This window comes from Pantoea sp. B566, assembly GCF_024793925.1.
Lineage (GTDB): Bacteria > Pseudomonadota > Gammaproteobacteria > Enterobacterales > Enterobacteriaceae > Pantoea > Pantoea ananatis.
This window is the reverse complement of sequence record NZ_JANUQL010000003.1, coordinates 2,573,801-2,597,560: the sequence shown is the minus strand read 5'-3', so window position 1 is coordinate 2,597,560 and position 23,760 is coordinate 2,573,801. Positions and strand designations below refer to the sequence as shown.

Sequence of the window (23,760 nt, the reverse complement as noted above, 5' to 3'; positions counted from 1 at the left end):
TAGCCTCTCAGGTGACATACTCCTGAAGCACCTGACTTAACCACTCCATAAATACCCGAACGCGACGGGCGACGTTACGGCGATGGGGATAAAGTAAATGAATCGGCATCGGTTTTGCCGGGAAGGCATGCAGCACCTCCACCAACTCACCGCTTTCCAGATATTTGTGAATCCCCACGGTCGGCACCTGGATAATGCCCAGCCCCGCGAGGCAGGCCGCGCGATAGGTTTCGGTGCTGTTGACGGTGACAACCCCGCCGGTGTGCACATAGTGGCACTGCTTGCCATCGAAAAACTCAAAGCCCTGGGCAGGCTGGCCGAGCTGCTGACTGTAATGCACCATGGCATGCTGCGACAGCTCTTCAAGCCGAATCGGCCGGCCAAAACGTGAAAGATAGCCAGGGCTGGCGCAGTTAATTAAGGTGTGGGTGCCGATACGGCGGGCGATGAGGCCCGAATCCTTCAGCTCGCCAACGCGGATCACGCAGTCAAACCCTTCGCGGATAACGTCAACCTGGCGATCGTTGCTGCTGAGCTCGATTTCAACGCCGGGATAATGCTGCAAAAATTCTGGCAGGCGGGGCAGGATCAGATCGGTCGCCATCGCGGCGGACATATCCACCCGTAGCTTACCGCTTAAAGTGGCGGGATCGTGCTGGAACAGGCTATCCATATCACTAATCATCGACAGCAAATCCAGACAGCGGTCGTAATAAACTAAGCCATCCTGGGTAAGTTGCACCCGACGAGTGGTGCGGTGCAAAAGACGCGTTCCCATCTGATTTTCCAGCGCCTGAATTTGTCGCGAGACGCTTCCTTTTGGCAGCCCAAGACTTTCTGCTGCTGCCGTAAAACTGCCCATCTCTGCAACTCTGACGAAAACCTGCATTGCATGAATTTTATCCATATGGCCTGCCGATTGTTGTTGTAAGTGGAACAGTGCTGCTCGTTCTTAAGCGTTTATAGAACAATTATTAAAGAATATCCTCAACCTGTGTTCAATTTTGCAACAGGAAATCAACATGAATCGTAAAATCGTCTTGATCACGGGCGCTAATCGCGGTTTAGGCCGGAATGCAGCGCTAAAACTGGCGACTAAGGGCAGGGATATCATTCTGACCTACCGCAGTCATCAACATGAAGCGCAGGACGTGGTAAGGGAAATTGAAAGCGTAGGCGGCCGCGCAGTGGCGCTCCAGCTGGATGTCGGCGACCTGAGCCAGTTTGATCGTTTCATGTCTGAAGTGAAAAATGCACTGCAACAGCACTGGCAGCGTGAGACATTTGATTATTTAGTGAACAATGCCGGCCATGGGCACTATAAACCTTTTATTGAGACCACCGAGGCTGAATTTGATGCGCTGATGAATGTGCATTTCAAGGGGCCTTACTTCCTGACTCAGACGCTATTGCCTGCGATAGCAGACGGCGGGCGCATTCTGAATATCTCCAGCGGATTAACCCGCCTGACGTACCCCGGTTCCGGAACCTATGCCTCAATGAAGGGCGCGATGGAAGTGCTGACGCGCTATCAGGCTAAAGAACTGGGCGAGCGGCGCATTCGCGTTAACATCCTGGCGCCGGGTGCCATTGAGACCGACTTTGGCGGCGGGCGCGTGCGCGATGATAAAACGGTCAATGACACTATCGCCGCATTAACCGCCCTGGGCCGGGTGGGCCTGCCAGACGATATCGGCGATGCCGTTTGCGCCATCCTCAGTGAGGAAACCAGCTGGATCACTGCGCAGCGTATCGAAGCATCGGGTGGTCAGGCGCTGTAATTTTAGGGCGGCTTTGCCGCCCTTGTGCCAGTTTCCGGGTTAGCGCCTGATGGTGCCCTCTATCACCGTCACGGTTTTCCCCCCGATCCAGATCGTATCGCCCTGATATTCCACCGTCACGCGTCCCTGTCGGTTTACCTGAGTACCCTGACGGACGCGATAATCCTGCGTTTTGCCCTGAGCGGCGAAGTAACGTGCCAGACAGGCATTGGCGCTGCCGGTGATCGGATCTTCGGTCAGGCTTCCATGCTCAATTATCAGGCCGCGAACCTCGTACTGTTCCGCTTCTCCTGCGGGCAGTGGACCGAATGGCATAATGCCAGTGACGTTGGCGTGATGGACAAGCCGCTGTAAATCCGCAATATCAGGCTTAATTGCCAGGACCGCATCGGCACTGATCATCGGGATCAGCAGCCAGCGGATGCCCATATCGACCACCACGGCATCCTGCGCGGTATCGAGCGCATGGCTGTTGAGCGCCGCGCTGATAAGCGCATCATGAAACGGTGTTAAGGTGGCTTTTGGCGCGGCAAAGGCCAGCGTGCTGTCGTCGGCAATTTTTATCTTCACGTTGCCTACGCCGCATTCCTGAATTATTACCCCCGGCGTTTTTGTCTGGAAGCCCGCTTCCAGTAAAGCATGAGCGGTACCGAGCGTCGGATGGCCGGCAAAGGGCAGTTCGCCCTCTACGGTGAAGATACGCACGCGGTAGTCGGCCTGATTATCCTGCGGCGGCAGGACAAAGGTCGTTTCAGATAAGTTAGTCCAGCGTGCGATGGCCGCCATCTGGCTGTCGTCCAGACCTTGTGCATCCATGATGACGGCCAGGGGATTGCCGTTAAACGCGGCCGAAGTAAATACATCTACTTGTTTAAACGCAACGTGCATTTTGACTCCTTGTGAATGAGGTAAAGATGTTTTTTCTTGCTCCGGCAATTGCTTATGTCAGTTAACAGGGCTATGAATAAGTTAAGCAACTGGATGGAGCCTGCTATGTTAAAAATTCTTGGACGCGCCTCCTCAATCAACGTGCGCAAAGTACTTTGGCTGTGTGACGAACTGGACCTGCTCTACGAACGTGAAGAGTGGGGAGAAGGGTACAAATCCACGCACTCTCCTGAATTTATCGCGCTTAATCCTAACGCCATGATCCCGGTGTTGATTGATGAAGACCTGACGATGTGGGAGTCCAACGCCATTCTACGCTATCTGGCCACCGCCTACGGTGGCGACTGGCTCTATCCCGACAATCCGCGTGCGCGTGCGCCAGTGGATCAATGGATGGACTGGCAGTCGACGGAACTTAACACCTCATGGCGCTATGCGTTTATGTCACTGGTGCGTAATTCGCCCGCCCATCAGGACCGAAGACTGTTGGCCGCCGCCTGTAAAGGCTGGTCCCACACCATGGGCATCCTCAATCAGCAGCTGGAACATACCGGTCGCTACGTTGCCGGGCGTAACTTCAGTCTGGCGGACATCCCTATTGGGCTGGCCGTTAACCGCTGGTTTGAAACGCCGCTTGACCATCCTGATTTACCGGCCGTGCGGACCTACTACGAACGCCTCACTGAACGGCATGGCTATACCATTTGGGGACGTAATGGCACGCCCTGATCCCGGCCCGGCGGCAGGCCAGCGAGTTCGCAGGCAACCGCCCCCGCGCGGATGATGGCGCGAACATAGCGCTGATCAAACGGATAGCAGCATGAGAGGCGCAATGCATGGTTATAGCGCTCGCTCAGCGAATACAGTGCACCTGGCGTGACACAAATCTGCTCTTTCAACAGACGGGTAAACATCTCTGTGGTATTCACATTGCCGGGCAGTTCGACCCAAAAAACGAAGCCGCCGCGCGGTAACGTAGCCCGGGTACCCTGAGGAAAATGCTGCGCAATCAAACCGCGCGCTTCATCCAGATTGCTGGCATAGCTACGGCGCAGGCTGCGCAGATGGTGGTCGTAGCCTCCGTTGGCAAGAAATTCTGCCAGGGTTTCAGACAGCAGGGCCGATTCCGCCATGGATGACACGGCTTTAAGGCGTGCAATGGCATCATGAAAGCGGCCGGCTGCAATCCAGCCGATGCGAAAATCGGGCGCAACGGTTTTCGTGAAACTGGTGCAGTAGAGCACCCAGCCATGCTGATCGAATGACTTAACCGTAGGAGACAGCGGCCAGTCAAACTGCAACTCATCGTAAAGCCCGTCCTCGATCAAAGGAACGTTGTAAGTGTTCACTAACTTTGCGAGCCTTTTTTTGTCGGGCAACGACATTCCAAAGCCCAGCGGGTTCTGCGCAGAGGGCATGGCAACCAGCGCCTGAATACGCTTTTCCTGGAGCAGCATCTCAAGTGCATCCAGCGACAGGCCGCGCTGAGGATCGGTAGGAATCTCCAGTGCCTTCAGGCCCAGCGATGCCAGCAGGGGAAACAGGAAGAAATAGGTGGGGGATTCCAGACCGACACAATCACCCGGCCGGGTCACCGCCCTGAGTGCCAGCTGAAGTGCCTCCATGCAGCCATGGGTAAGGGTGATCTCATCGGCGGCGAGCGACTGGCCACTATGCAAGGCACGTCGCGCAATCTCCTCCCGTAAGCGCTCACTACCCGGCGGAAGCGCGTAGCGACCAATAAGTTGTGGATCGCGACGTAGCAGAGAGGCCGTAATGCGCGCCAGTCTGGCTGACGGAAACAGGTCACTGTCCTGCGGACAGGCCAGCGAAATATTGGTGTAATCCGGATGATTTTGTGCGGCGAAAACCTTATCAATCAAGTCCAGCTTCTCATTGCCTGGATCGCGAACCACCCGGGCAGAGTGCTGGGCATCTCGCGTCACCACCGGCAGCACGCCGCGCACGTAGTAGCCCGATTGCGGGCGCGCCTCAATCAGACCGCGATTCTCCAGCAGCTGCCAGGCATTCAGCACGGTGTTCACGCTGACCTGATGTGACTGAGCAACGCGCCGGATGGCGGGTAAGCGCTTGCCCGGTTTTAGCGTGCCCTTGTGAATGGCCTCGGCAAAGCTGTCGGCCAGTTGCTGATAAAGCCTGTGCTCGGACTGGGTTTCAGGGGACACAATTGCCTCCGCAGGTAACAGGTACAGTTGGAATCAGTTCTGATTGTACCCATCAAAATAGCGATTTCTTGTCTCTGTTACCATAGCTTTTCTGATCGTAGCATGGTGTTCTCTCTTTCATCAGGAACGCCACTATGCTCGATCCTTCCTTCTTTAGTTATGTCACCGTGATGTCGATTACGCCGGGGCCAAATAATCTGTTGCTCGCCACTTCCGGTGTTAACTTTGGTATGCGCCGGACGTTACCGATGGTGTTTGGCATTTTGATTGGCTGTGCGCTACAAACCGCCATTGCGGGGCTGGCGCTGGAAGTCCTGCTGCACTGGATGGCATCTGTGCGTCTGCCGCTGACGCTGGTGGGATGTGGTTATTTGTTATGGCTGTCATGGAAAATATTTCGGGCGAATGCCCCCGAAGCGCGTGCAAAGCCGCAGCCCATGACCCTGGTGGGTGGGGCCTGTTTTCAGGCTATCAATCCAAAAGCCTGGTTAATGGCCAGCAACGTGGCACTGCTCTACAGCGCCAGCAGTGGCGTGCTGACCGTGATGGGGGCTTTTATGTTGCTCAATCTGCCGTGCATTTTATTGTGGGCTGCACTGGGTGACCGCCTGCGCGGTCACCTGCAAATCAACTGGAAACGCCAGCTTTTTAACAGCCTTATGGCGCTGTCGTTAGTGGCGACCACGATCTGGATGCTGGTCGATGCCTTCAGGCTTCTCTAGTTCGGTGGGCCTGACGCGGTCGTCAAGGGCGACGTTTCGTTCTGGATTTCCGGCACATCATCGCCACGAATGCGCACGTAGCGATGATGTTTTGCGAGCTGCCGTGGGTTATTTGCCTATGACATAGGCGGTTTCACGGCCTTCATCGTTGGCAGCCACTGGCGTAACCGGCGTATATTTGAGCTGCAGGATACGGCTGGTTTCTGCCAGTACTTTTTCAGTCAACGCCACATCGCCATTCAGCTTACGGCCCCAGGACGGCACCACGGCACGGATTTTATTTTGCCACTCCGGCGACGCCATCTGCTCCGGATAGACCTTATGCAGCAGCTCCAGCATAATCGGCGCGGCGGTCGAGGCACCTGGCGAGGCACCCAGCAACGCAGAGACAGAGCCGTCTTCGGACGACACCACTTCCGTGCCTAAACGCAGCACTGCGCCTTCTTTCTCATCTTTCTTGATGATTTGCACGCGCTGCCCGGCCGTCACCAGGCGCCAGTCTTCCTGTTTCGCCTGTGGCACATAAGCACGCAGTGCATCCATACGATCGCGGTCACTTTGCAGCACCTGATCCATCAGGTATTTCACCAGATCAAAGCTTTTCAGTCCGACCTTGATCATGGGCATTACGTTGGTGCTGTTGAGTGAGGCAAACATATCCAGCAGCGAGCCCTGCTTCAGGAATTTGGTCGAGAAGGTCGCAAAGGGACCAAACAGCAGCACCTGCTTGCCGTTCAGCACACGCGTATCGACATGGGGCACGGACATCGGTGGCGCGCCCACGCTGGCTTTGCCATAGACTTTCGCCATGTGCTGTTTCACGACGTCTGGATTCTCGGTGACCAGGAAGGAACCGCCAACCGGGAAGCCCGCATAGCCGTTGGCTTCCGGAATGCCGGCCTTCTGCAGCAGCGGCAGCGCCGCACCGCCCGCGCCAATAAAGATCTTTCCAGCCGTCAACGTGCGGCGTGTACCCTCTTTCATGCAGACGAGCGTCACCTGCCAGCGGCCATCATTAAGGCGGGTAATCTCGCGCACTTCCTGATGCATCCGTAAACGGAAGTTGGCTTTTTGCTCCAGTGAAGCAATCAGCTGGCGCGTCACTTCACCGAAATCGACGTCGGTGCCCATGTCTGTCCAGGTTGCTGCCACTTTCTGATTCGACGCACGGCCTTTCATGACCAGCGGAATCCACTGTGCGATTTGTTGCGGATCTTCAGAGTAAACCATGCCGCGGAACAGCGTGCTTTTCTGTAAGGCAGTAAAGCGCTTGCGCAGGAACGCGACATTATCATCGCCCCAGACAAAGCTCATGTGCGGAGTACTGTGAATAAAGCTTTTCGGCGTATGCAGGTTGCCTTTCTGAACGTGATAAGCCCAGAACTGGCGAGAAATTTGGAATGACTCGTTAATCGCAACGGCTTTGGCGATATCGATACTGCCATCGGCTCGCTGAGGAGTATAGTTCAACTCGGCCAGCGCCGCATGGCCTGTACCCGCGTTGTTCCAGCCATTTGAAGACTCTTCCGCTACGTGTCCCAGCCGCTCCACCATTTCGATGGACCAGTCAGGTTCCAGATCCTGAAGCCAGGTTCCTAACGTAGCACTCATGACGCCTGCGCCAATAAGCAGTACATCAACGTCTTTACGCTCCTGCGCCCTGGTGGTGTCCTTTCCGCTAACACTCATCATGAGCGCAAGATTTACAGCTGATTTGCACATGAGGCGACATCTCCTCTTCTGTTGACCTGAAGCTCAACAGCGTTGCAGGCGAAATAGTCACGCTTCTGATGAGCGCGTTGCGCTATTTCCGGGTTAAGACTCAGGTATGGGTTAAAGCGACGATAACGAGTTAACTCAACGTTATGCTTTGTTGCCCAAATATAACATTCTCGTATCGGATTTAAACATTTGTTTATTTTTTAAATGCAGAAATGATTCAGCATAAGAAATAATCATAATGCCAGGCTGGGTATGAGGGGGATTTTTCTTTTAACTCAGTGAGTTAAGTTAAAATGGATGTTGCGAGATTGCCTCTTTATGGTGCAGGCTGAAAATGTCACCCAAGGGAAGGAATAATTTAAACTTATGAAAAATGGCGTTTATTTAATTTTATTCTTTGAGGTGAATTTTTAATCGTTGGTGTATCTGGCCCATTTGTGTAAAACAAATGTTACATTTTTGTGACCTCAGGAGTGGGCCCATGCAGGATGCCAGCACGGTTGCGACGCCTCAGGAAATACGCGTGACAGCGCAATTTTAAGATTTTCTTCAGAACAGAAAACCGGCCAGGGCCAACCGCCCGGCAGCCCTGTATCCAGGCCGCTTTTGCAGGACAGCGTTGTCACACCTTGAACCAGCGACGCCAGACAAAGCGGATAACAAAAAACTCCAGCGCGCCCAGCACCAGGAACCACAGGCAGAACACCAGGGTGTACAGCTGGCTCAGATCCTGTAAATGAAACAGCTGCTGCAAATGCTGCGCCACCGTCAGGCTAAAAGCCGGTGCGGGTAGCAGCAGGGCAGACAGAAAGCCCAGCAGTAAAATGCCACCGGGAAGGATTAAGGACTCGAAAGGGTTATTCATGAGCAGTGTTCTCTGTTTATCAGCCGGACATTTTCCGGTATTCCGTGCAGAGGTTCAATCATGCTCTGCCGCTACCTGTCATTCCCGGAGGAAAGCTGCCGAGAAAAGGCTTAAATGACATTAACTTAGCGGCATTCATAGCGACTGTTATGAGTTATAGCCTTTGCTATACTTAAATCCCTGATTTTATTGTCTTTTTATATCGATTATCGCGTGATAGACTGCGCGCACTTTTTAAATAACCGAGCAAATTGTGTGATGGATTTAGCATGAAGCCGTGCTTTTTCATCCCAAGTGAACGAATCATGACCTTTATTGCCACGCTTATTCTTGCTTTTGGAATGTCAATGGACGCGTTTGCCGCCGCACTGGGCAAAGGTGCAACCTTGCATCGTCCTGGCCTGAAGGAAGCCGTGCGGACCGGTCTGATTTTCGGTTGTATCGAAGCCCTGACGCCGCTTATCGGTTGGGCGCTGGGCCTGGCGGCCAGCCAGTACGTAGCGGCATGGGATCACTGGATTGCCTTTTTCCTGCTGGCCTTTCTTGGCGCGCGTATGATGATGGAAGGCTTCCGCAAAACAGCCACAGAGCCTTGTGAAGCACCGCAGAGTCACGGCTTCATGGTACTGGCCACCACGGCGGTCGCAACCAGTCTTGATGCCCTGGCCGTCGGGGTTGGACTGGCGTTCCTGCAGGTAAATATCGTGACCACGGCCCTGACTATCGGTGCTGCAACCACCGTAATGGCCACCACCGGCGTGCTGATTGGGCGTTTTATCGGACCGGTGTTGGGCAAATGGGCTGAAGTGCTGGGCGGCCTGGTCCTGATTGCTATTGGGTCAACCATTCTTGCAGAGCACCTGGCCCTGTTTCAGTAATGCAGTTAAAAGTGAATTTTGTGATCTGGTTCAAAATTTATTGATGCTTTAAACAGCAGGCGCTATACTTTTGCTGTAGATATTCAACAAATTTTTAACCGGATGATGTATGAAACGTTTTTTTAAGTACGTGTTCCACGCTTATGTCGAAACCTTTAAACACGTACCGCCAGGCGCGCTGAACTAAGCGCCCACCGAATACCCTCGATAGTCGCGGTCAGGGATTGACCGGTGATTATCACCTCGTTATCTCGCTCCCCTTTTGATTGTCCCCTGTCATAACGACAACCTTATCTGCGTGACCTTCCTGACATCCTCCTGTTGACACAACGTGATACATCTGGACATCCGATGTGCCAAACGAGGTACGATTTTCATCGCTATTTTTGCTAGTCTGCGCGCCAATTTCTTGTAAAACATGCGGTTATAACCCGTAATCATCATGAGGCGGTCATGCAGCTATGCAGTTTTTACCTTCCTGAACAGGGGAAGAAAAGCTTTGGTATCGTTAAGGCTCAAGGCGTAGTGGATGTCGGTATGCGCCTGGGAAAAGCCTGCCCGGATTTAAAAACCTTCCTGACGCGCTCGTCACTGGCCGACCTGACTGCTTTTGAGGCGATGCCCGCCGATCATGTTTGGTCAACTGTGCAGTTTCTGCCCGTCATCGAGCAGCCTGGTAAAGTGTTTTGCGTGGGCATGAACTATGCCGATAAACGCCAGGAATTCGCCGCCACGCTGGATGCCCCCACGTTATTTGTACGCTTTGCTGACTCCCTGGTCGGCCATGAGCAACCGTTGCAAAAACCCACCACCACCCAGGAGTTTGATTACGAGGGGGAACTGGCGGTGATCATCGGCCAGCCTGCGCATCAGGTTAAGGCGGAAGAGGCGCTGAGCGCGGTGGCAGGATACAGCTGCTTTATGGATGCGACGGTGCGCGACATGCAGTTTACCTGGTTTACCGCAGGGAAAAACTGGCCGCAAACCGGAGGCTTCGGGCCCTGGATGACTACCGCCGACGAGATCCCTGATCCGCAGCAGTTGACCATTAAAACGGTGCTGAACGGTCAGGAAGTACAAAACGATACCACCGGCAGCATGGTGCATCCGGTAGCCAACATTATTGAATACGTTTCCGCCTTTAGCCCGCTGTCGCCAGGCGATGTGATTATCACGGGTTCACCGGGCGGCGTGGGTAAAAAACGCACGCCGCCGCTGTTCATGTTCAGTGGCGATGTGGTTGAGGTTGAGATCGAAAAAATCGGCCGCCTGCGCCATACCATTGCCTGACCCAATGCATTAACCGCCTGCCTCTGCCATTCCCGTCCTACACTCAATGGATACCCAGGAACAGGAGCAGCTGATGAGGCGTACCATCCAGTGTAGAAAGCGGCAGGGCATGGCGCTTGCCACCGGGATCGGCTTAGGTGTCGCGGCGGTCATGTGGGGCACGAAACGCTGGCAGCAAATGAAGCAAACGCCGCCGGTTTCACCACGCAGTCATCACGCGGGATTGGCGGGTTATTATCAACAGATCGGTGACTGGCGCATGTTTACCCGCGTCACGCCTGAGGAACCTCAGGGGTTGCCCGTGGTGCTGATTCACGGCCTGGTAATGTCGGGGCGGTCGATGGAATCACTGGCACTGGCGCTGGGACGGGATTATCACGTTCTGGTGCCCGACCTGCCAGGCTTTGGCGGTAGTGCGTTGCCCGCATCCGCACCGGTTCTTTCGGTGAAAGCGCTGGCCGATATCCTGTGGCAATGGTTACAGCATAACGGTTTTCAGCGGGCGATCTGGGTTGGGAGCGCTTTTGGCTGCCAGGTGCTGGCGGCTCTGGCGGATAAATACCCCGAAGCGGTGGCAGGCCTGGTATTACAGGGGCCCACCGCCGATCGCCACGCGCGCAGCGTGGTTCGTCAGATATGGCGAGGCTGGCGTAACAGCCGAATGGAAGCGCATCGATCGCCCGACTCGCTGGCCCGAATTGACTGGGCGAAAGCCGGTTTGCCGCGAGCCTTTGGCACCCTGCGCGCCATGCTGAACGATCCTATCGAACACCACCTGACCTATCTCACCGCGCCAACCCTCTTGCTGAGAGGCTCGCGCGATCCGGTTTGCCCGGCGCGCTGGCTGGATGAGCTGGCGGGGCTGCTGCCGCACAGTGAAAAAATCACCCTGCGCGGCGGCACGCACCGGCTGCACTATGTCTATCCGTGGAGTTTCTGCCACGCCATCCGACCTTTTTTGGCGCGTATTCAGCAGGAGAGCCAGCATGAGTAAACCTCCCAAGGGCATTGCCCGGTTTGATTCAGCCGCCACGATGCTGCTGGCCTTAGCGAACGCGCTGCACGATCGGCCTTTTGCCAGTCCAGGCCAGTCGCCCATGTTAGACCGCTTACTGCCTTCGCTTGATCGGTTACCGACCCGGCTACGTGAGTGGGGCTATGCGGTCAGTGGCCTGGCCGAGGGCATCAGTCACAAACAGGCCAGTGAACTGGACGTCGAAGGCATCGCCGAATGGATGGTCAGTACCTATCCGCAGCGCGATTATCCGGCTGCGTTTGTCGGTGCCACTAACGGTGCCATGGTGCATCTGGCCGCGGCGATGGGAACGCCGTGGCTACCGCAAACGTTTTTGTGCCCGGTGCGGGTACAGCAGAGCGATCCGGATGACGCCCAGTCCGAATTTGAAAACGGCAAGGCCGTGGCAGCAGCGTTGCTGGCGACCTGGCCTAAGCTTGCCGTGCACCACATGCAGGATCCGAGTCAGGATCGCCTCCTGCTGGAAAAAATGCACTATTTCCGCCTGAAGCTGCGCGACATGCCGCTGGCCTTCAATGAGTTTCTGCTGGGAGGATTACCGGCGGGATCAACACTGTTCATTAATCACTGTACGCGACAGTGGCCGGTAACGCGCACCAGTGACCGCTCTTTCTTTCAGTTTGGCGCCCCCGGCGGCGCAACCGAAAAGGAGTATTTGCAGGGCGGGCCGAGAGTGGCGGAATATCTGGCGCGGGCAGGCGTGGATCGGGCGCGTTGGGAACCGCCTGCTATCACCGACCACATCCCTGAAGCCGAATGGGGGCTGGATGGCTACCTGATTTCGCCACTGAAAAAGCTGGCAGAAGCCCAGCGCTGGCGGCTGATGGAGATTCGCTACGACCATCCCGAAGCGCTGAGTTTCGTGGTCGCTGAAATTTATCGCGACTGGTATCTGGCGGCGGGCATATTGCCTGCCCGGCTGACGGTAGACAGCTTTTTACTCATGGATCCCTGGTGCAGCATGCAGCAGCACGCGATTCCGTTCTGGCTGATGTTTCCATCCGTGCCGTCGGCTGATGCGCTGCAGCGCTTTCTTGAAAAGCAGCCGCCTTTCAACCATATCGATATGATGCTGTATTCGCACGGCACCGACAGCATTGGCCTGGCGGACGTCGATCGCTGGAAACAGCTGTTAGCCTTCGCCAGGGAAGAGGGCGCATTAGTCGGGGTAGATGAAACGCGCTTCCCCCACGATTTTGCCACCTTTTCCCGGTTCGATTCGGCGCTCCGGGAGCGCGCCCCGCTGCTGCCTGCGCCGCCGCCGCTCAGTATTGATAAAGCGATTGCGGGCATTCAGCGTTATGGTGCGCGCCATGGCGTGACCCTCCACCCGCTGACCTGAATCGGGGATATCAGGCCCCGTCCGTGATGGGTTTGCGCACCAGCAGCAGGTACGCCAGGGCGCCAACCAGGGTGACGCAGGCGCAAATCATCAGCGCCAGGCTAAATGATTTGGTGGTATCCAGCACCCATCCGGTCACGACCGGCGCAAACGAGGCAAAGATAAAGCTGGCGAAGTTTTGAATGCTGCCCACGGACGCCGTCATACGCGCGGTGACGTTGGCATGAATCAAACCCCAACAGGAAGTACCGGCAAAGTGGATGCAAAAAAGCGCCATCCCAATCAGCGTCACGGCGCTGGTGGTGTCGGTCGCGCGCGTCACGATAGCGGTAAACCCGGCAGACAGAAACATACCGCTGACAATGCAGACTTTACGGGTTTTTACCGCATCCCAGCCGCGCCTGACCAGCGCATCAACCACATAGCCATTTAACAGCATGCCTGCGGCACCGAACAGGAAGGGAATGGCCGCCAGTAATCCCGTGCTTTTCAGGTCGAGATGATAGGTGGATTGCAGATAGCCCGGCAGCCAGGCGATATACAGCCAGGCGGTATAGTTGATGCCGCTGAAGCCAATCATCATGCCCCACATGGTGCGTTGTTTAAACAGCCCGCGCCATTCTTGAAAGCTGATCGGCTCTTTACGCGATGCCACGCTGCCTGCCTGCAGGTAGTGGATCTCTTCAGCGCTTAGCTGTTTGTTATCGCGATCGCGGTAAACCAGGTACCAGCCGATGGCAAGAAACACACCCAGAATCCCGATGGTGACAAACATGCCGCGCCAGCCCAGAACCAGCATCATGGCCGCCAGGATCGGCGGCGCGATGGATAAGCCAATCATCGAGGCGGCGTTAAACATCCCCATCGGCATACCGCGATCTTTAATGTTAAACCAGTCGTTGATGACCTTGACCCCGCACGGATTCATGGGGGCTTCACCAATGCCGAGCCCAATACGCACCAGGACAAACTGCGTAAAGTTATGCACCAGTCCGGACGCGGCCTGGAACAGGGACCAGATAAACATTCCCAGGCCCAGCATAATGCGCGGTCCTTTACGGTCCAGCAGCGCACCGGCGGGCAACTGCGCCAGCCCATAGGCCAGCGAAAACGCAGACAACAGCACGCCGATCTCGGTGGCGCTCAGCCCCATTTCATCACGAATGGTCATGTTGGCCACAGACAGCGAACTGCGATCCAGGTAGTTAATGACGGCAGCAAACAGCAGCAGCAGCATGGCGGTAATCTGGACTTTACGAATGCGCGGCGAGCGCACGATATCACTGCGCCACGGCACAAACGCCTCATCGGGCGAAGTGTCGGACGGGTTCGCGTGATCAACAACCGATCTGTGTTCCATGGCAATCTCCCCGGGCAGGCGATTCATCATTATTGTGAGTATTACGGTCGCCCGGCGGTACAAGGCCGTCGGGGCGTTGCGCTGAGAGTAGGGGGAATGAACAGGATATGTTGTAAAGTTGTTTCAAAATCGTGCGGGAGCTAATGCTTTGTGGTTTTTAATCGGGTTTTAATTGTACTGATTAATGCTCCGTACCATAGAGCGCTTGGCGGTAGCCAGGTGGTTATGCAATGCGCACAGCGCATCCACATCCCGGCGGCCAATCAGGGCGGACAGAATCGCCATATGCTCTTCCAGCGCGACGATATTGCGCTGCTTAAGATCGCTTTCATCCCACTGATAATGCGAATGAAAAATCACTGAAATAATCTCCAGCGACTGATTAAAAAAGGGGTTGTTGGCGGCAGACAGGATCAGCCAGTGCAGCTCTTTATCAAGGGCAGCAAAATGGCGATAGTTGCTGGCGATCGTTTCGCGCATCGATCGGTGGCGATCCAGTAGATCTCTGGCCTGGATCCAGCGTTCATCCTCTCTGGGCAAATTTAGAAAGCGGGTAAGCGCATGAGTTTCCAGCATCTCGCGCAGCTCAAATAACTTTTCGGCGTACTCCTGTGAAAACTTTTTCATCTGCCAGTGGCCGCGTTTAACCGGTTCCAGCAGGTTATAACGCATAAAATGCAGCAGGAATTCCCGTACCGCTACCGGGCTGACGTTGGCCTGTTTTGCCAGTTGCAGTTCGCTGAACGTGTCACCGGGCTGCAGCAGTCGCTGATTAATCATATCAAAAAAGCGTTTTTCCACCTGGCTGGCCTGCAGCTCAATGGCTGGCGTGACGGCGCTGAGGCTGTCTTGCTCTTCAGGCTCGCGCACGATGACCCAGCTCTCTTTTACGTTCTCCAGCACGCCGCGTTGGTGCAGATAACGCAGAGCATGCCGCACCGTAGTGCGGCTGATATTAAACATTTCAGCCAGGGCGGCCTGTGGCGGCAGGGGCGACTGAATATGACCCTGGGCAATGCTTTCCAGCATATGGTTGATCACGTTATGACGTAAATTCTGACTACGGCTCATGAGCGGCTCCGGTTTTTTATGCATTAAAAACCATTGAAGGCCCAAAAAAACCGTCACGCTTCACAGAACGCGCAAAGGAAATGCCTTGTCACGGCAAGATTAGCCATAACTGCGCTAACGATAACGGGAGTCTTACCATGACAACAATGAAAGCATTAGTCATCGCCGAACCACGCAATATGGTCTGGACCACGCGCGCAACGCCTCAACCCGCGCCAGGGGAGGTGCTGATTAAAATTGTCAGCGCGGGCATCTGCGGCACGGATATCCATGCCTGGGCGGGAAATCAACCTTTTTTTAGCTATCCACGGGTACTCGGGCATGAACTCTGCGCAGACATTGTTGAAACAGGCAGCGCCGTGGAGGGGTTTGCCGTTGGCCAGCGCGTGGCGCTGATCCCCTATCTCTCCTGTTATCAGTGCGATGCCTGCCAAAGTGGTAAAACCAACTGTTGTGAACATATCTCAGTTATTGGCGTACATCAGGATGGTGGCTTTTGTGACTATCTGAGCGTGCCTGCGTCAAACCTGTTGGCCGTGGATGCGCTGGCACCTGAGGCGGCGGCGCTGATTGAACCCTTTGCGATTAGCGCCCATGCGGTAAGGCGTGCGGCAGTGGCACAGGGCGATGCCGTGCTGGTGGTGGGCGCTGGCCCTATTGGGCTGGGGGCGGCGGCCATCGCGGCGGCCAATGGCGCGCAGGTCATCGTGGCGGACACCAGTGAATACCGCCGCCAGCACGTCAGTCAACAGCTGGGTCTTCCCGCGCTTAACCCGGCTGACGCCGATTTCATCACCAAGCTGCGCGCTGGATTTAACGGTCAGCTGGCGTTAACCCTGATCGATGCCACGGGCAACCCGGCGGCCATGAACGCGGCGGTTAACCTGATTCGGCATGGCGGTACGGTGGTTTATGTAGGCCTGCACAAAGGCGACCTGGTCATCCCCGACAGTGAATTCCACAAAAAAGAGAGTACGTTGATGGGCAGCCGGAACGCTACGCGCGAAGATTTTGACCGGGTGCGTGAACTCATGGCCGCCGGGAAACTGCGAGCAGACATGATGCTGAACCGCCATTTCGCCTTCTCTACGCTGGCAGAGCACTTTGAGGAAGCGGTTATCAACAATCGTGAGTTGATTAAAGGCGTTATCGATTTTGATCGCTAACGGTGGATGACAGGAGCCGTCTCGCCGCCAGGCTTATCGGCTGAGCAACTGAAAAAAGTGTTTCCGCACGGCCTCCGCATCAACCCCCAGTGCGATGCGCTGTCGAGGCAGATTGCGGAAGGGATCATGCCGGGACGCCAGGGCACTCAACTGACGCACCGTCTGGCCGCAGGCAATGCCTTCCGTAATGACACGAAGCGGGCTTTCCACCAGCGTGAACGCGTCAGGCAAACACAGCCAGGATATCGTCAGCGTGTCATGCAGCGCCATACCAGAAAAGCCTTCCTTCTCAAGGCTGTATGCCAGATAGGGGCGGCAGATCGCATGCAGGACGGGTTGATGAAGTCGATCGACCTCATCGCTGTGGATCAAGACGTTATGCGTGACATCGAGCGGGATCACCACGATCGGCAAGGTGGAAGAGAGAACCTGATCGGCGGCGTGAGGATCTTTCCAGATATTAAATTCGCTGAAGGGTGTGACATTCCCGCTATGCCCATCCGTGCCAAATGCGCCGCCCATCATGACCAGCTCTTTCACCAGCGGAATAATATCCGGCGCCTGATTGATTGCGCTGGCGATATTGGTCAGCGGACCTATCGCGACAAGCGTGATTTCACCCGGACTGGCCCGCACGCTGTCGATAATAAACTGAACGGCACCGGGTGCCTCATCGCTGAAGGGATTATCAAACGCGTCACCTAAACCATCTTCACCATGCAGTCGGGCAGGCGCGCTCGGCGCCAGGGCCAATGGACGTGAACAGCCCCGGTATACCGGCACCTCAATCGCCATTTTGTGGCAAAACAGCCGGGCGTTTTTCACGGCCTGTCCCACGGCAACGTTGCCAAACACCGTAGTAATGCCCAGCAAATGTTGGGTGCGGGCGGCATAAGCCAGAGCAAAGGCATCGTCTACGCCGATATCAGTATCTAAAATGACAGTTCGCACAGGCCGCTCCAGAACAGGCTCATCCCTTCGCTATGCGTGAAGGGCATTAAACGGCCCTTTAAGGCCGCTGGCAGGTCACCATTTAAGCGGAAAACGGCTCAAGAGGAAACCTGAATTGTGTGGCCCAAAACCGTCTGCTTTGCGGCAGCCTGAGCGGGGTCATCTGTCCAGGCGGCGTCGGTTGGCATTGCTGATTTCCCCGCTCAACTGTGGTTGCCAGTCAGAAAAAGGCGTCGTATTATGGCGCGCATAAGGTGATGGCGTTCCACCTTTCCCAACCGCCTGCAGGCGTAACCTGCGGCTGATGACGCCTGACATTATCCTTAATCCTTTCGCGGGAGCTGGAGTGTCAGGTGCATGCATTTTTTCTGGCCCTCCACCCTCTTCTGCGCAAATCCTGAAATGGAGTCTGTGATGTTAAAACCGCTATTGGCTGTGATTTTGGGCGGCAGTGTGGGCTGTGTACTGCGTTGGTGGTTCGGTATGCGTTTTAATGCGTTTTTCCCCAATCTGCCACCGGGGACTTTGCTGGTGAATTTGATTGGCGGATTCGTGATTGGCGGTGCAATGGCCTGGTTTATCAAAAATCCCTCACTCGATCCCGCCTGGCGGTTACTCATCATTACGGGCTTATGCGGCGGGCTTACCACGTTTTCCACGTTTACAGCAGAGTTAATGACCTTATTGCAGACCGGCAAATACCTGTGGGCGATGAGCAGTGCGCTGGTGCATGTCATTGGCTCGTTACTGATGAGTTTTGCCGGTTTCGCGCTCATTAACCTGTTGGGCTAGCCTGAGGGCCAAACCGGCATGTCTGCGGTTTAGTCCTGCAAGCACTGAGCAATAAACCCGGCGGCGTGCATCGCGCCCTGACCCGAAATCGAGTGACCGGTCTGCGGCTCAAATACCGCTTCGACCAGGACGCCAGCCGCCTTCAGGCGAGTGGCCGCCGACTCGCTTTCACTGGCCGGTATGACCGTATCAGCACGGCCATGAATTATCAGGGCTGGCGTGTGAGGTGCTGGCGTCAGCGGGCCGTCAAAGGCCAGGCGTCCGGAAAACGCCACCACGCCCGCGAGCGGATAACGCCCGGAAGCCAGCAGATCCAGCGCCATAATTGAGCCCTGCGAAAAGCCCACCAGAATGACGTTTTCCCAGCGATCTGCCATTCCGTGCTGCGCCATCAGATGACGAATAACGCGGTCAAAGGCCTCGCGGGCTTCACGCACCCGACCCGGGCGATTTTCCGGCGTAATCCCGGCCAGGCTAAACCACTGATAGCCCGCGCCATGCTCAAAGACGTAAGGCGCATCCGGTGAGGCAAAGGCCACATCCGGGAGCAGGGTTGCCCAGTCGTCGCCAATGGGGGCCAGATCGTCTCCGTTACTGCCCACGCCGTGCAGGAAGATCACCAATGCTTTTGCCATGTCCGTTCCTTCGCTGTTTTGTCAGATTCTGCAGGCATTTGAACAGCTGGCGGGATTAACGTCAAAACCTAACGACGCTTCAGGTCGCGCGTTGGCATGAGGCATTCCGTGCCGTTCTGCTTTCCCTGAACCCTAAAACCTGCTTGACTGACGTGTCATCGGTTGCTGTCTGGAGTTATGCATGTCGTTGTTTCACCTGAGTTCGCTTTCAGATATCTCTGCCGCTGAATGGGATGCGCTGTTACCCGATCAACAGCCTTTTTTACGCCACGCGTTTTTGCTGAGCCTGGAAGAAAGTGGCAGCGTCCGGCCGGAAAGGGGCTGGCAGCCCGATCACCTTCTCTGGCGTGAGGCCGGTGTGCTTCGCGCCGCGCTTCCCGGTTATCAAAAGTTTCATTCTCAGGGTGAATACGTTTTCGATCACGCCTGGGCAGATGCCTGTCAGCGCGCCGGGATTCCGTACTATCCGAAATGGCTGGGCGCGATTCCTTTCAGCCCGGTCACAGGGGCACGCGTACTCGGCGCAGCGGATGCCGCCGCCCGACTGCTTGCGGCTCTCCCGGACGCGCTGGCTGAACAGGGGCTGAGTGGTGCGCATATCAACTTCACCGACCCGCAAGCGAACGCCTTGCTGGCGGCGCAACCTGACTGGCTGTCACGCCTGGGCAGCCAGTATCACTGGCACAATCGAGGCTATCGCGACTTTCAGGATTTCCTGGATACGCTGATGTCGCGTAAACGTAAACAGCTGCGAAAAGAGCGCGAGCAGGTGGTGCAGAGCGGTTTTGAATTTGACTGGTATCGCGGCGATCAACTGCGCGAGGATCAGTGGGACTTTGTCTATACCTGCTACGCCAATACTTATGCAGTGCGCGGCCAGCGGCCCTATCTGACCCGCGCCTTCTTCAGCCTGCTGGCTGAGAGGCTGCCGGACAATATTCGCGTGGTCATTGCCCGTCTGCAGCAACAACCGGCGGCGATGGCCTTTTACCTCAAGGACGGCCAAAGCCTGTATGGCCGCTACTGGGGCTGCCTGGCGGAATTTGACCGGCTTCACTTCGAAACCTGTTTTTATCAGGGGATGGATTTCGCCATTGCGGAAGGGCTGCAACGCTTTGATGCGGGCGCGCAGGGCGAGCACAAACTGGTACGTGGTTTTGAACCCCAGATGACCCACTCCTGGCACTATCTGTGTCATCCTGGCCTGCGCGCGGCCGTGGATGACTTTCTGCAGCAGGAGCGGCAAGGCGTCCATCTCTGGGCCGAAGAAGCCCGTGACGCCCTGCCATATCGACGCGGCGATTAATCTGCGCCAACAAATCCTCCCGTCTGATGCTGCCACAGACGGGCATACAGGCCATTTTGAGCCAGTAGCTCAGAGTGACTACCGATTTCCACAATCTGGCCTTTTTCCAGCACCACCAGACGATCCATTTTGGCAATGGTGGACAGGCGGTGGGCGATGGCAATCACCGTTTTGCCCTGCATCAGGGATTCCAGGCTTTCCTGAATCGCGGCTTCCACTTCGGAATCGAGCGCGGACGTCGCTTCATCCATAATCAGGATCGGCGCATCTTTCAACAGGACACGGGCGATAGCTACGCGCTGGCGCTGCCCGCCTGACAGTTTCACGCCGCGTTCGCCCACATGTGCATCCAGACCAAACCGGCCCTGAGAATCCGACAGTAAGGGGATAAACTCATCGGCGCGGGCGCGATGAATGGCTAACTGGAGTTCTTCTTCGCTGGCATCTGGTCGCCCGTACAGCAGGTTTTCGCGAATAGAGCGATGCAGCAGCGAGGTATCCTGGGTGATCATCCCGATCTGGCTGCGCAGGCTCTCCTGCGTCACTTCAGCAATATTTTGACCGTCAATCAGGATACGACCGCCGTTGAGGGCGTACAGGCGCAGCAGCAGGTTCACCAGGGTGGATTTACCCGCACCGGAAGGCCCAATCAGGCCAATTTTTTCTCCGGGTTTGATGGTCAGGTTCAGGCCATCAATGACCTGACGGCCGCCGCCATAGTCAAAACGGATAGCGTCGAAACGAATCTCGCCCTGCGTCACCTTTAGCTGTGTTGCCTTTGAGGAATCCTGCACGCTAAGCGGTTGTGAAATGGTATTCAGCCCGTCCTGCACCATACCGATGTTTTCAAAAATCCCGTTTACCACCCACATCACCCAGCCGGACATGTTGACCAGGCGGATCACCAGGCCGGTTGCCAGGGCAATGGCGCCAACGCTGATCAGCGACTCGCTCCACAGCCACAGCGCCAGTCCTGACGTTGAGACAATCAGGATTCCGTTCAGCGTTGATAAGGTGAGGTCCATGCTGGTCACCATCCGGTTAGCCTGCTGCGTCTTATCCGTCTGCTCCTGAATCGCTTCGCGGGCATACTGACGTTCAAGATCGCTGTGCGCGAAAAGCTTGATGGTGGCGATGTTGGTATAGCCGTCAACAATGGTGCCCATCAGCTTCGAACGGGCCTCCGATGACACCACCGAACGGGCTTTTACCCGGGGGACGAAAAAGCGCAGCGCGGCAACGTAGGCCACAATCCAGATTATCAGCGGAATCATCAAACGCCAGTCGGCTTCTGCAAACAGGACCATCGCCGTTGCGGCATAGATCAGCACATGCCAGATCGCATCCACCAACTGTACTGCCGAGTCGCGCAGCGAATTACCGGTTTGCAAAATACGTTGCGCAATCCGCCCGGCGAAGTCGTTCTGAAAAAAGTTCATGCTCTGCCGCAGGACATAATTATGGTGCTGCCAGCGGATCATACTGGTCATGCCGGGGTTAATGCTCTGATGGACCAGCATATCGTGCAGTGCAATAAATACCGGGCGCAGTATTAGCGCAACACAGCCCATCCATAACAACGTTTGCCAGTTATCCCTGAACAACGTTGCTGGCGTAGCGTGATTCACCAAATCGATAATGCGGCTCAGATAACTGAACAGTGCAACCTCAATCAGTGCGCCAATTAATCCCACCACCAGTAGTGCGGCAAAGCTCGGCCACACCTGACGCAGATAGTAAAAGTAAAATGGCCAGACCCGTGAAGGCGGCATATCGGTTGGCGCATCCTGAAAAATATTGATAAAACGTTCGAAACGACGATACAACATAGAGTTACTCTTTCCGTTCGGGAAGAGTTACAGCTTAGTGCATGTGTACGCCCGATTAAAAAGGATTAAATATGGATATCACTCTGCGCGGCCGCGAGCCTGGCGATGCTGCGGCATACCAACGTCTTTACGGTCATCCGGCGGTTTATCCCTGGACGCTTCAGTTGCCTTTCCCCAGCGTCGCGACCTGGGAAAAGAAGTTTGCAAAGATGGATGCGGAAGGCTTTATCAATTTTATCGCCGAAGTTGAGGGGAAAATGGTGGGCGAACTCACGCTGTTTACCAATCATAATCCGCGTACCCGCCACTGCATCAGTTTCGGTATTGGCGTCGATCCCGCCTTCTCTGGTCGGGGAATCGGAGAGCATTTGATTCGTAACGCCATGGATTATGCGCGCAACTGGCTGGGCATCACCCGTATGGAGCTGGAGGTGTTTCACGATAATCACCGGGCGCTGGCGCTGTATGAGCGACTGGGTTTTGAACGCGAAGGCATCCGCCGCCAGGCGTCACTGCGTGAAGGCAAATTTCACGATGTGGTGATGATGGCAAAATTTCTCACTGAGACAGTCTGACCACGCTCTTTTTTTTACCGGTTAACAGGAAAAATCTCCCTTCGGCGGCTAAAATTTGTGCTGTGCCACAGTTCGCACAAAATGACCTGCACAAAACCGAGTGCCTGCCGATATCACGATATCACCCGCTGATACTCTGGAGGGAGATTGTGATTAAACTCATCACCATTGACGAACTAAAACCGGGTATGTTCGTCCACAAGCTTGAAGTCTGGTGGTTTAAAGACAAACGCATTCGTAATCAGATGTTGATCACCGATCAACGTCAGGTTTCGATGTTTCGTCATGAGGGCATACAGCGTTTATGGATCGATATGGAGAAATCGATTTCAGTGACGCCATCTGTGCCGAAAAAGGTCGATTCAGGCCTGCGTGCGCCTTTTTCTCAGGAAATGGAGCAGGCGCAGCATATCTTTGAACAGGGAAAGCCAAAAGTGCTGGCCATGTTCAGCGAGGCACGCCTGGGCCATGGTCTGAATCTCAATGATATGATTGCCATTGTCGATCAGATTGCGGGCTCTATTGAGCGTGAGCCCTCTGCGCTGTTACGCGTTGCGCAGCTAAAGGATCATGACAATTACACCTACCTGCATTCCATGGCGGTCTGTGGGCTCATGATCGCCTTTGGAAAAAAACTGGGGCTGGATGCTCAGCAGCTTCAGCGGGTGGGGATGGGCGGATTACTGCACGATCTGGGCAAGGCAGCCGTACCACTCGCTATCCTCAACAAACCGGACACGCTCAACGACGAAGAGTTTAAGATAATGTGTGAACATCCGATTGCAGGTGCGCAAATGCTGATGGATGTACAGGCAGGCGATGATCTTGTGGATATCGCGCTGCATCACCATGAAAAATATGACGGTAGCGGCTATCCCTATGGCCTGAAAGGCCATGAGATCAGCGTGTATTCCCGCATGGCGACGATTTGTGACGTTTACGATGCGCTGACCTCAACGCGGCCTTACCGTAAAGGCTGGACCCCAGCCAAAACCCTGCAAATGATGTTGAGCTGGCCGGGGCATTTCGACAGTACCTTACTGCACGCTTTCGTCAGTACGATAGGGATGTATCCCGTCGGTTCCCTGGTTCGCCTGGCGTCTGGACGCATTGCGCTGGTGGTGAAGGGCGGCGATAAGTCATTACAGCGACCTACGGTGCATGTCTTCTGGTCACTGCACGCGCAGCGGGAAATCAAACCTGAGGTGCTGGATCTGGGCGACAGTTTTTGTACTGACAGCATTGTGTGTGCCGAAGATAACGGCCGTTGGGACAACGTCGATCTGCGCCGAATCTGGTTGCTGGACGCCGCCTGATATTGCGGGTCGTTTTTATACATTTTTTACATCCCCGACCCGCATTTTA

At 55.4% G+C, this 23,760-nt stretch carries 23 protein-coding genes and 1 riboswitch; of the genes, 13 read left to right on the top strand and 10 right to left on the bottom strand.

Annotated features, from left to right (window positions below; translation table 11 throughout):
- Positions 1-7 precede the first annotated feature (7 nt).
- Positions 8-907, bottom strand: coding sequence for a LysR family transcriptional regulator (locus NYE92_RS13885; protein WP_013027650.1), 900 nt, complete (start codon positions 905-907; stop codon positions 8-10).
- 115 nt (positions 908-1,022) lie between these two features.
- Here NYE92_RS13885 and NYE92_RS13880 point away from each other — a divergent pair, with 115 nt between their 5' ends.
- Entirely contained in the window at positions 1,023-1,781 is a 759-nt protein-coding gene (locus tag NYE92_RS13880) for an SDR family NAD(P)-dependent oxidoreductase (RefSeq protein ID WP_259019084.1), read from the top strand.
- Between the two features lie 39 nt (positions 1,782-1,820).
- Here NYE92_RS13880 and NYE92_RS13875 read toward each other — a convergent pair whose 3' ends face one another.
- Positions 1,821-2,669 (bottom strand): PhzF family phenazine biosynthesis protein, encoded by an 849-nt coding sequence (locus tag NYE92_RS13875; RefSeq protein ID WP_014594858.1) that lies wholly within the window; start codon positions 2,667-2,669, stop codon positions 1,821-1,823.
- Between the two features lie 105 nt (positions 2,670-2,774).
- Here NYE92_RS13875 and NYE92_RS13870 point away from each other — a divergent pair, with 105 nt between their 5' ends.
- Positions 2,775-3,398 (top strand): glutathione S-transferase family protein, encoded by a 624-nt coding sequence (locus NYE92_RS13870; protein ID WP_259019083.1) that lies wholly within the window; start codon positions 2,775-2,777, stop codon positions 3,396-3,398.
- On the opposite strand, the gene NYE92_RS13865 is transcribed toward NYE92_RS13870, so the two are convergent.
- Entirely contained in the window at positions 3,365-4,855 is a 1,491-nt protein-coding gene (locus NYE92_RS13865) for a PLP-dependent aminotransferase family protein (protein ID WP_013027646.1), read from the bottom strand. The two genes, NYE92_RS13870 and NYE92_RS13865, sit on opposite strands and share 34 nt — an antisense overlap.
- Before the next feature lie 134 nt (positions 4,856-4,989).
- On the opposite strand from NYE92_RS13865, the gene NYE92_RS13860 reads away from it, so the two are divergent.
- Positions 4,990-5,577, top strand: coding sequence for a LysE family translocator (locus NYE92_RS13860; protein WP_013027645.1), 588 nt, complete (start codon positions 4,990-4,992; stop codon positions 5,575-5,577).
- Between the two features lie 108 nt (positions 5,578-5,685).
- On the opposite strand, the gene mqo is transcribed toward NYE92_RS13860, so the two are convergent.
- Together mqo and NYE92_RS13850 are read right to left on the bottom strand one after the other, a co-directional pair.
- Positions 5,686-7,299 carry a malate dehydrogenase (quinone) gene (gene mqo / locus NYE92_RS13855; RefSeq protein ID WP_015699333.1) on the bottom strand — a complete coding sequence of 538 codons (1,614 nt, stop codon included), beginning with the start codon at positions 7,297-7,299 and terminating at the stop codon, positions 5,686-5,688.
- 622 nt (positions 7,300-7,921) lie between these two features.
- Positions 7,922-8,164, bottom strand: coding sequence for a DUF1158 family protein (locus NYE92_RS13850; RefSeq protein WP_013027643.1), 243 nt, complete (start codon positions 8,162-8,164; stop codon positions 7,922-7,924).
- A gap of 305 nt (positions 8,165-8,469) precedes the next feature.
- On the opposite strand from NYE92_RS13850, the gene mntP reads away from it, so the two are divergent.
- The 5 genes from mntP to NYE92_RS13830 all read left to right on the top strand — a co-directional run bounded on the left by mntP (position 8,470) and on the right by NYE92_RS13830 (position 12,710).
- Positions 8,470-9,042, top strand: a complete 573-nt coding sequence (gene mntP / locus NYE92_RS13845; protein ID WP_024472222.1) for a manganese efflux pump MntP — start codon at positions 8,470-8,472, stop codon at positions 9,040-9,042.
- A gap of 109 nt (positions 9,043-9,151) precedes the next feature.
- A complete protein-coding gene (gene azuC, locus NYE92_RS23270; protein ID WP_112900613.1) occupies positions 9,152-9,229 on the top strand; it encodes a stress response protein AzuC in 78 nt (25 codons plus the stop codon).
- A gap of 266 nt (positions 9,230-9,495) precedes the next feature.
- Positions 9,496-10,332, top strand: a complete 837-nt coding sequence (locus NYE92_RS13840) for a fumarylacetoacetate hydrolase family protein (RefSeq protein ID WP_014604789.1) — start codon at positions 9,496-9,498, stop codon at positions 10,330-10,332.
- A gap of 73 nt (positions 10,333-10,405) precedes the next feature.
- The gene (locus NYE92_RS13835; RefSeq protein WP_259019079.1) at positions 10,406-11,326 is read left to right on the top strand and encodes an alpha/beta fold hydrolase; all 921 of its coding nucleotides are present in this window, start codon (positions 10,406-10,408) and stop codon (positions 11,324-11,326) included.
- Positions 11,319-12,710, top strand: a complete 1,392-nt coding sequence (locus NYE92_RS13830; protein ID WP_259019078.1) for a hypothetical protein — start codon at positions 11,319-11,321, stop codon at positions 12,708-12,710. The genes NYE92_RS13835 and NYE92_RS13830 overlap by 8 nt, the downstream gene beginning before the upstream one ends.
- Positions 12,711-12,720: 10 nt before the next feature.
- Here the strand turns inward: NYE92_RS13830 and NYE92_RS13825 are convergent, their stop codons facing one another.
- Positions 12,721-14,070, bottom strand: coding sequence for an MFS transporter (locus tag NYE92_RS13825; RefSeq protein ID WP_259019077.1), 1,350 nt, complete (start codon positions 14,068-14,070; stop codon positions 12,721-12,723).
- A gap of 168 nt (positions 14,071-14,238) precedes the next feature.
- Positions 14,239-15,141, bottom strand: a complete 903-nt coding sequence (locus tag NYE92_RS13820; RefSeq protein ID WP_015699337.1) for a GntR family transcriptional regulator — start codon at positions 15,139-15,141, stop codon at positions 14,239-14,241.
- 137 nt (positions 15,142-15,278) lie between these two features.
- Here NYE92_RS13820 and NYE92_RS13815 point away from each other — a divergent pair, with 137 nt between their 5' ends.
- On the top strand, positions 15,279-16,307 hold the full coding sequence (locus tag NYE92_RS13815; RefSeq protein WP_022622550.1) for a zinc-binding alcohol dehydrogenase family protein: 1,029 nt from the start codon (positions 15,279-15,281) through the stop codon (positions 16,305-16,307).
- A 33-nt stretch (positions 16,308-16,340) separates the two neighbouring features.
- On the opposite strand, the gene NYE92_RS13810 is transcribed toward NYE92_RS13815, so the two are convergent.
- Positions 16,341-17,258 (bottom strand): nucleoside hydrolase, encoded by a 918-nt coding sequence (locus NYE92_RS13810; RefSeq protein ID WP_015699339.1) that lies wholly within the window; start codon positions 17,256-17,258, stop codon positions 16,341-16,343.
- Between the two features lie 244 nt (positions 17,259-17,502).
- Positions 17,503-17,579: riboswitch (Fluoride riboswitch) on the top strand.
- Between the two features lie 93 nt (positions 17,580-17,672).
- On the opposite strand from NYE92_RS13810, the gene crcB reads away from it, so the two are divergent.
- Positions 17,673-18,050, top strand: a complete 378-nt coding sequence (gene crcB, locus NYE92_RS13805) for a fluoride efflux transporter CrcB (RefSeq protein WP_015699341.1) — start codon at positions 17,673-17,675, stop codon at positions 18,048-18,050.
- A gap of 29 nt (positions 18,051-18,079) precedes the next feature.
- Here the strand turns inward: crcB and NYE92_RS13800 are convergent, their stop codons facing one another.
- Positions 18,080-18,685, bottom strand: a complete 606-nt coding sequence (locus tag NYE92_RS13800; protein ID WP_028715904.1) for an alpha/beta hydrolase — start codon at positions 18,683-18,685, stop codon at positions 18,080-18,082.
- 181 nt (positions 18,686-18,866) lie between these two features.
- On the opposite strand from NYE92_RS13800, the gene NYE92_RS13795 reads away from it, so the two are divergent.
- Entirely contained in the window at positions 18,867-19,991 is a 1,125-nt protein-coding gene (locus NYE92_RS13795; RefSeq protein ID WP_259019074.1) for a GNAT family N-acetyltransferase, read from the top strand.
- Here the strand turns inward: NYE92_RS13795 and NYE92_RS13790 are convergent.
- Positions 19,988-21,820, bottom strand: a complete 1,833-nt coding sequence (locus tag NYE92_RS13790) for an ABC transporter ATP-binding protein (protein WP_259019073.1) — start codon at positions 21,818-21,820, stop codon at positions 19,988-19,990. The genes NYE92_RS13795 and NYE92_RS13790 overlap by 4 nt on opposite strands.
- A 71-nt stretch (positions 21,821-21,891) precedes the next feature.
- Between NYE92_RS13790 and NYE92_RS13785 the strand changes: the two genes are divergently transcribed.
- A complete protein-coding gene (locus tag NYE92_RS13785; protein ID WP_015699346.1) occupies positions 21,892-22,395 on the top strand; it encodes a GNAT family N-acetyltransferase in 504 nt (167 codons plus the stop codon).
- A gap of 149 nt (positions 22,396-22,544) precedes the next feature.
- Positions 22,545-23,711, top strand: a complete 1,167-nt coding sequence (locus tag NYE92_RS13780; protein WP_259019071.1) for an HD-GYP domain-containing protein — start codon at positions 22,545-22,547, stop codon at positions 23,709-23,711.
- The last annotated feature ends 49 nt before the right edge of the window (positions 23,712-23,760 follow it).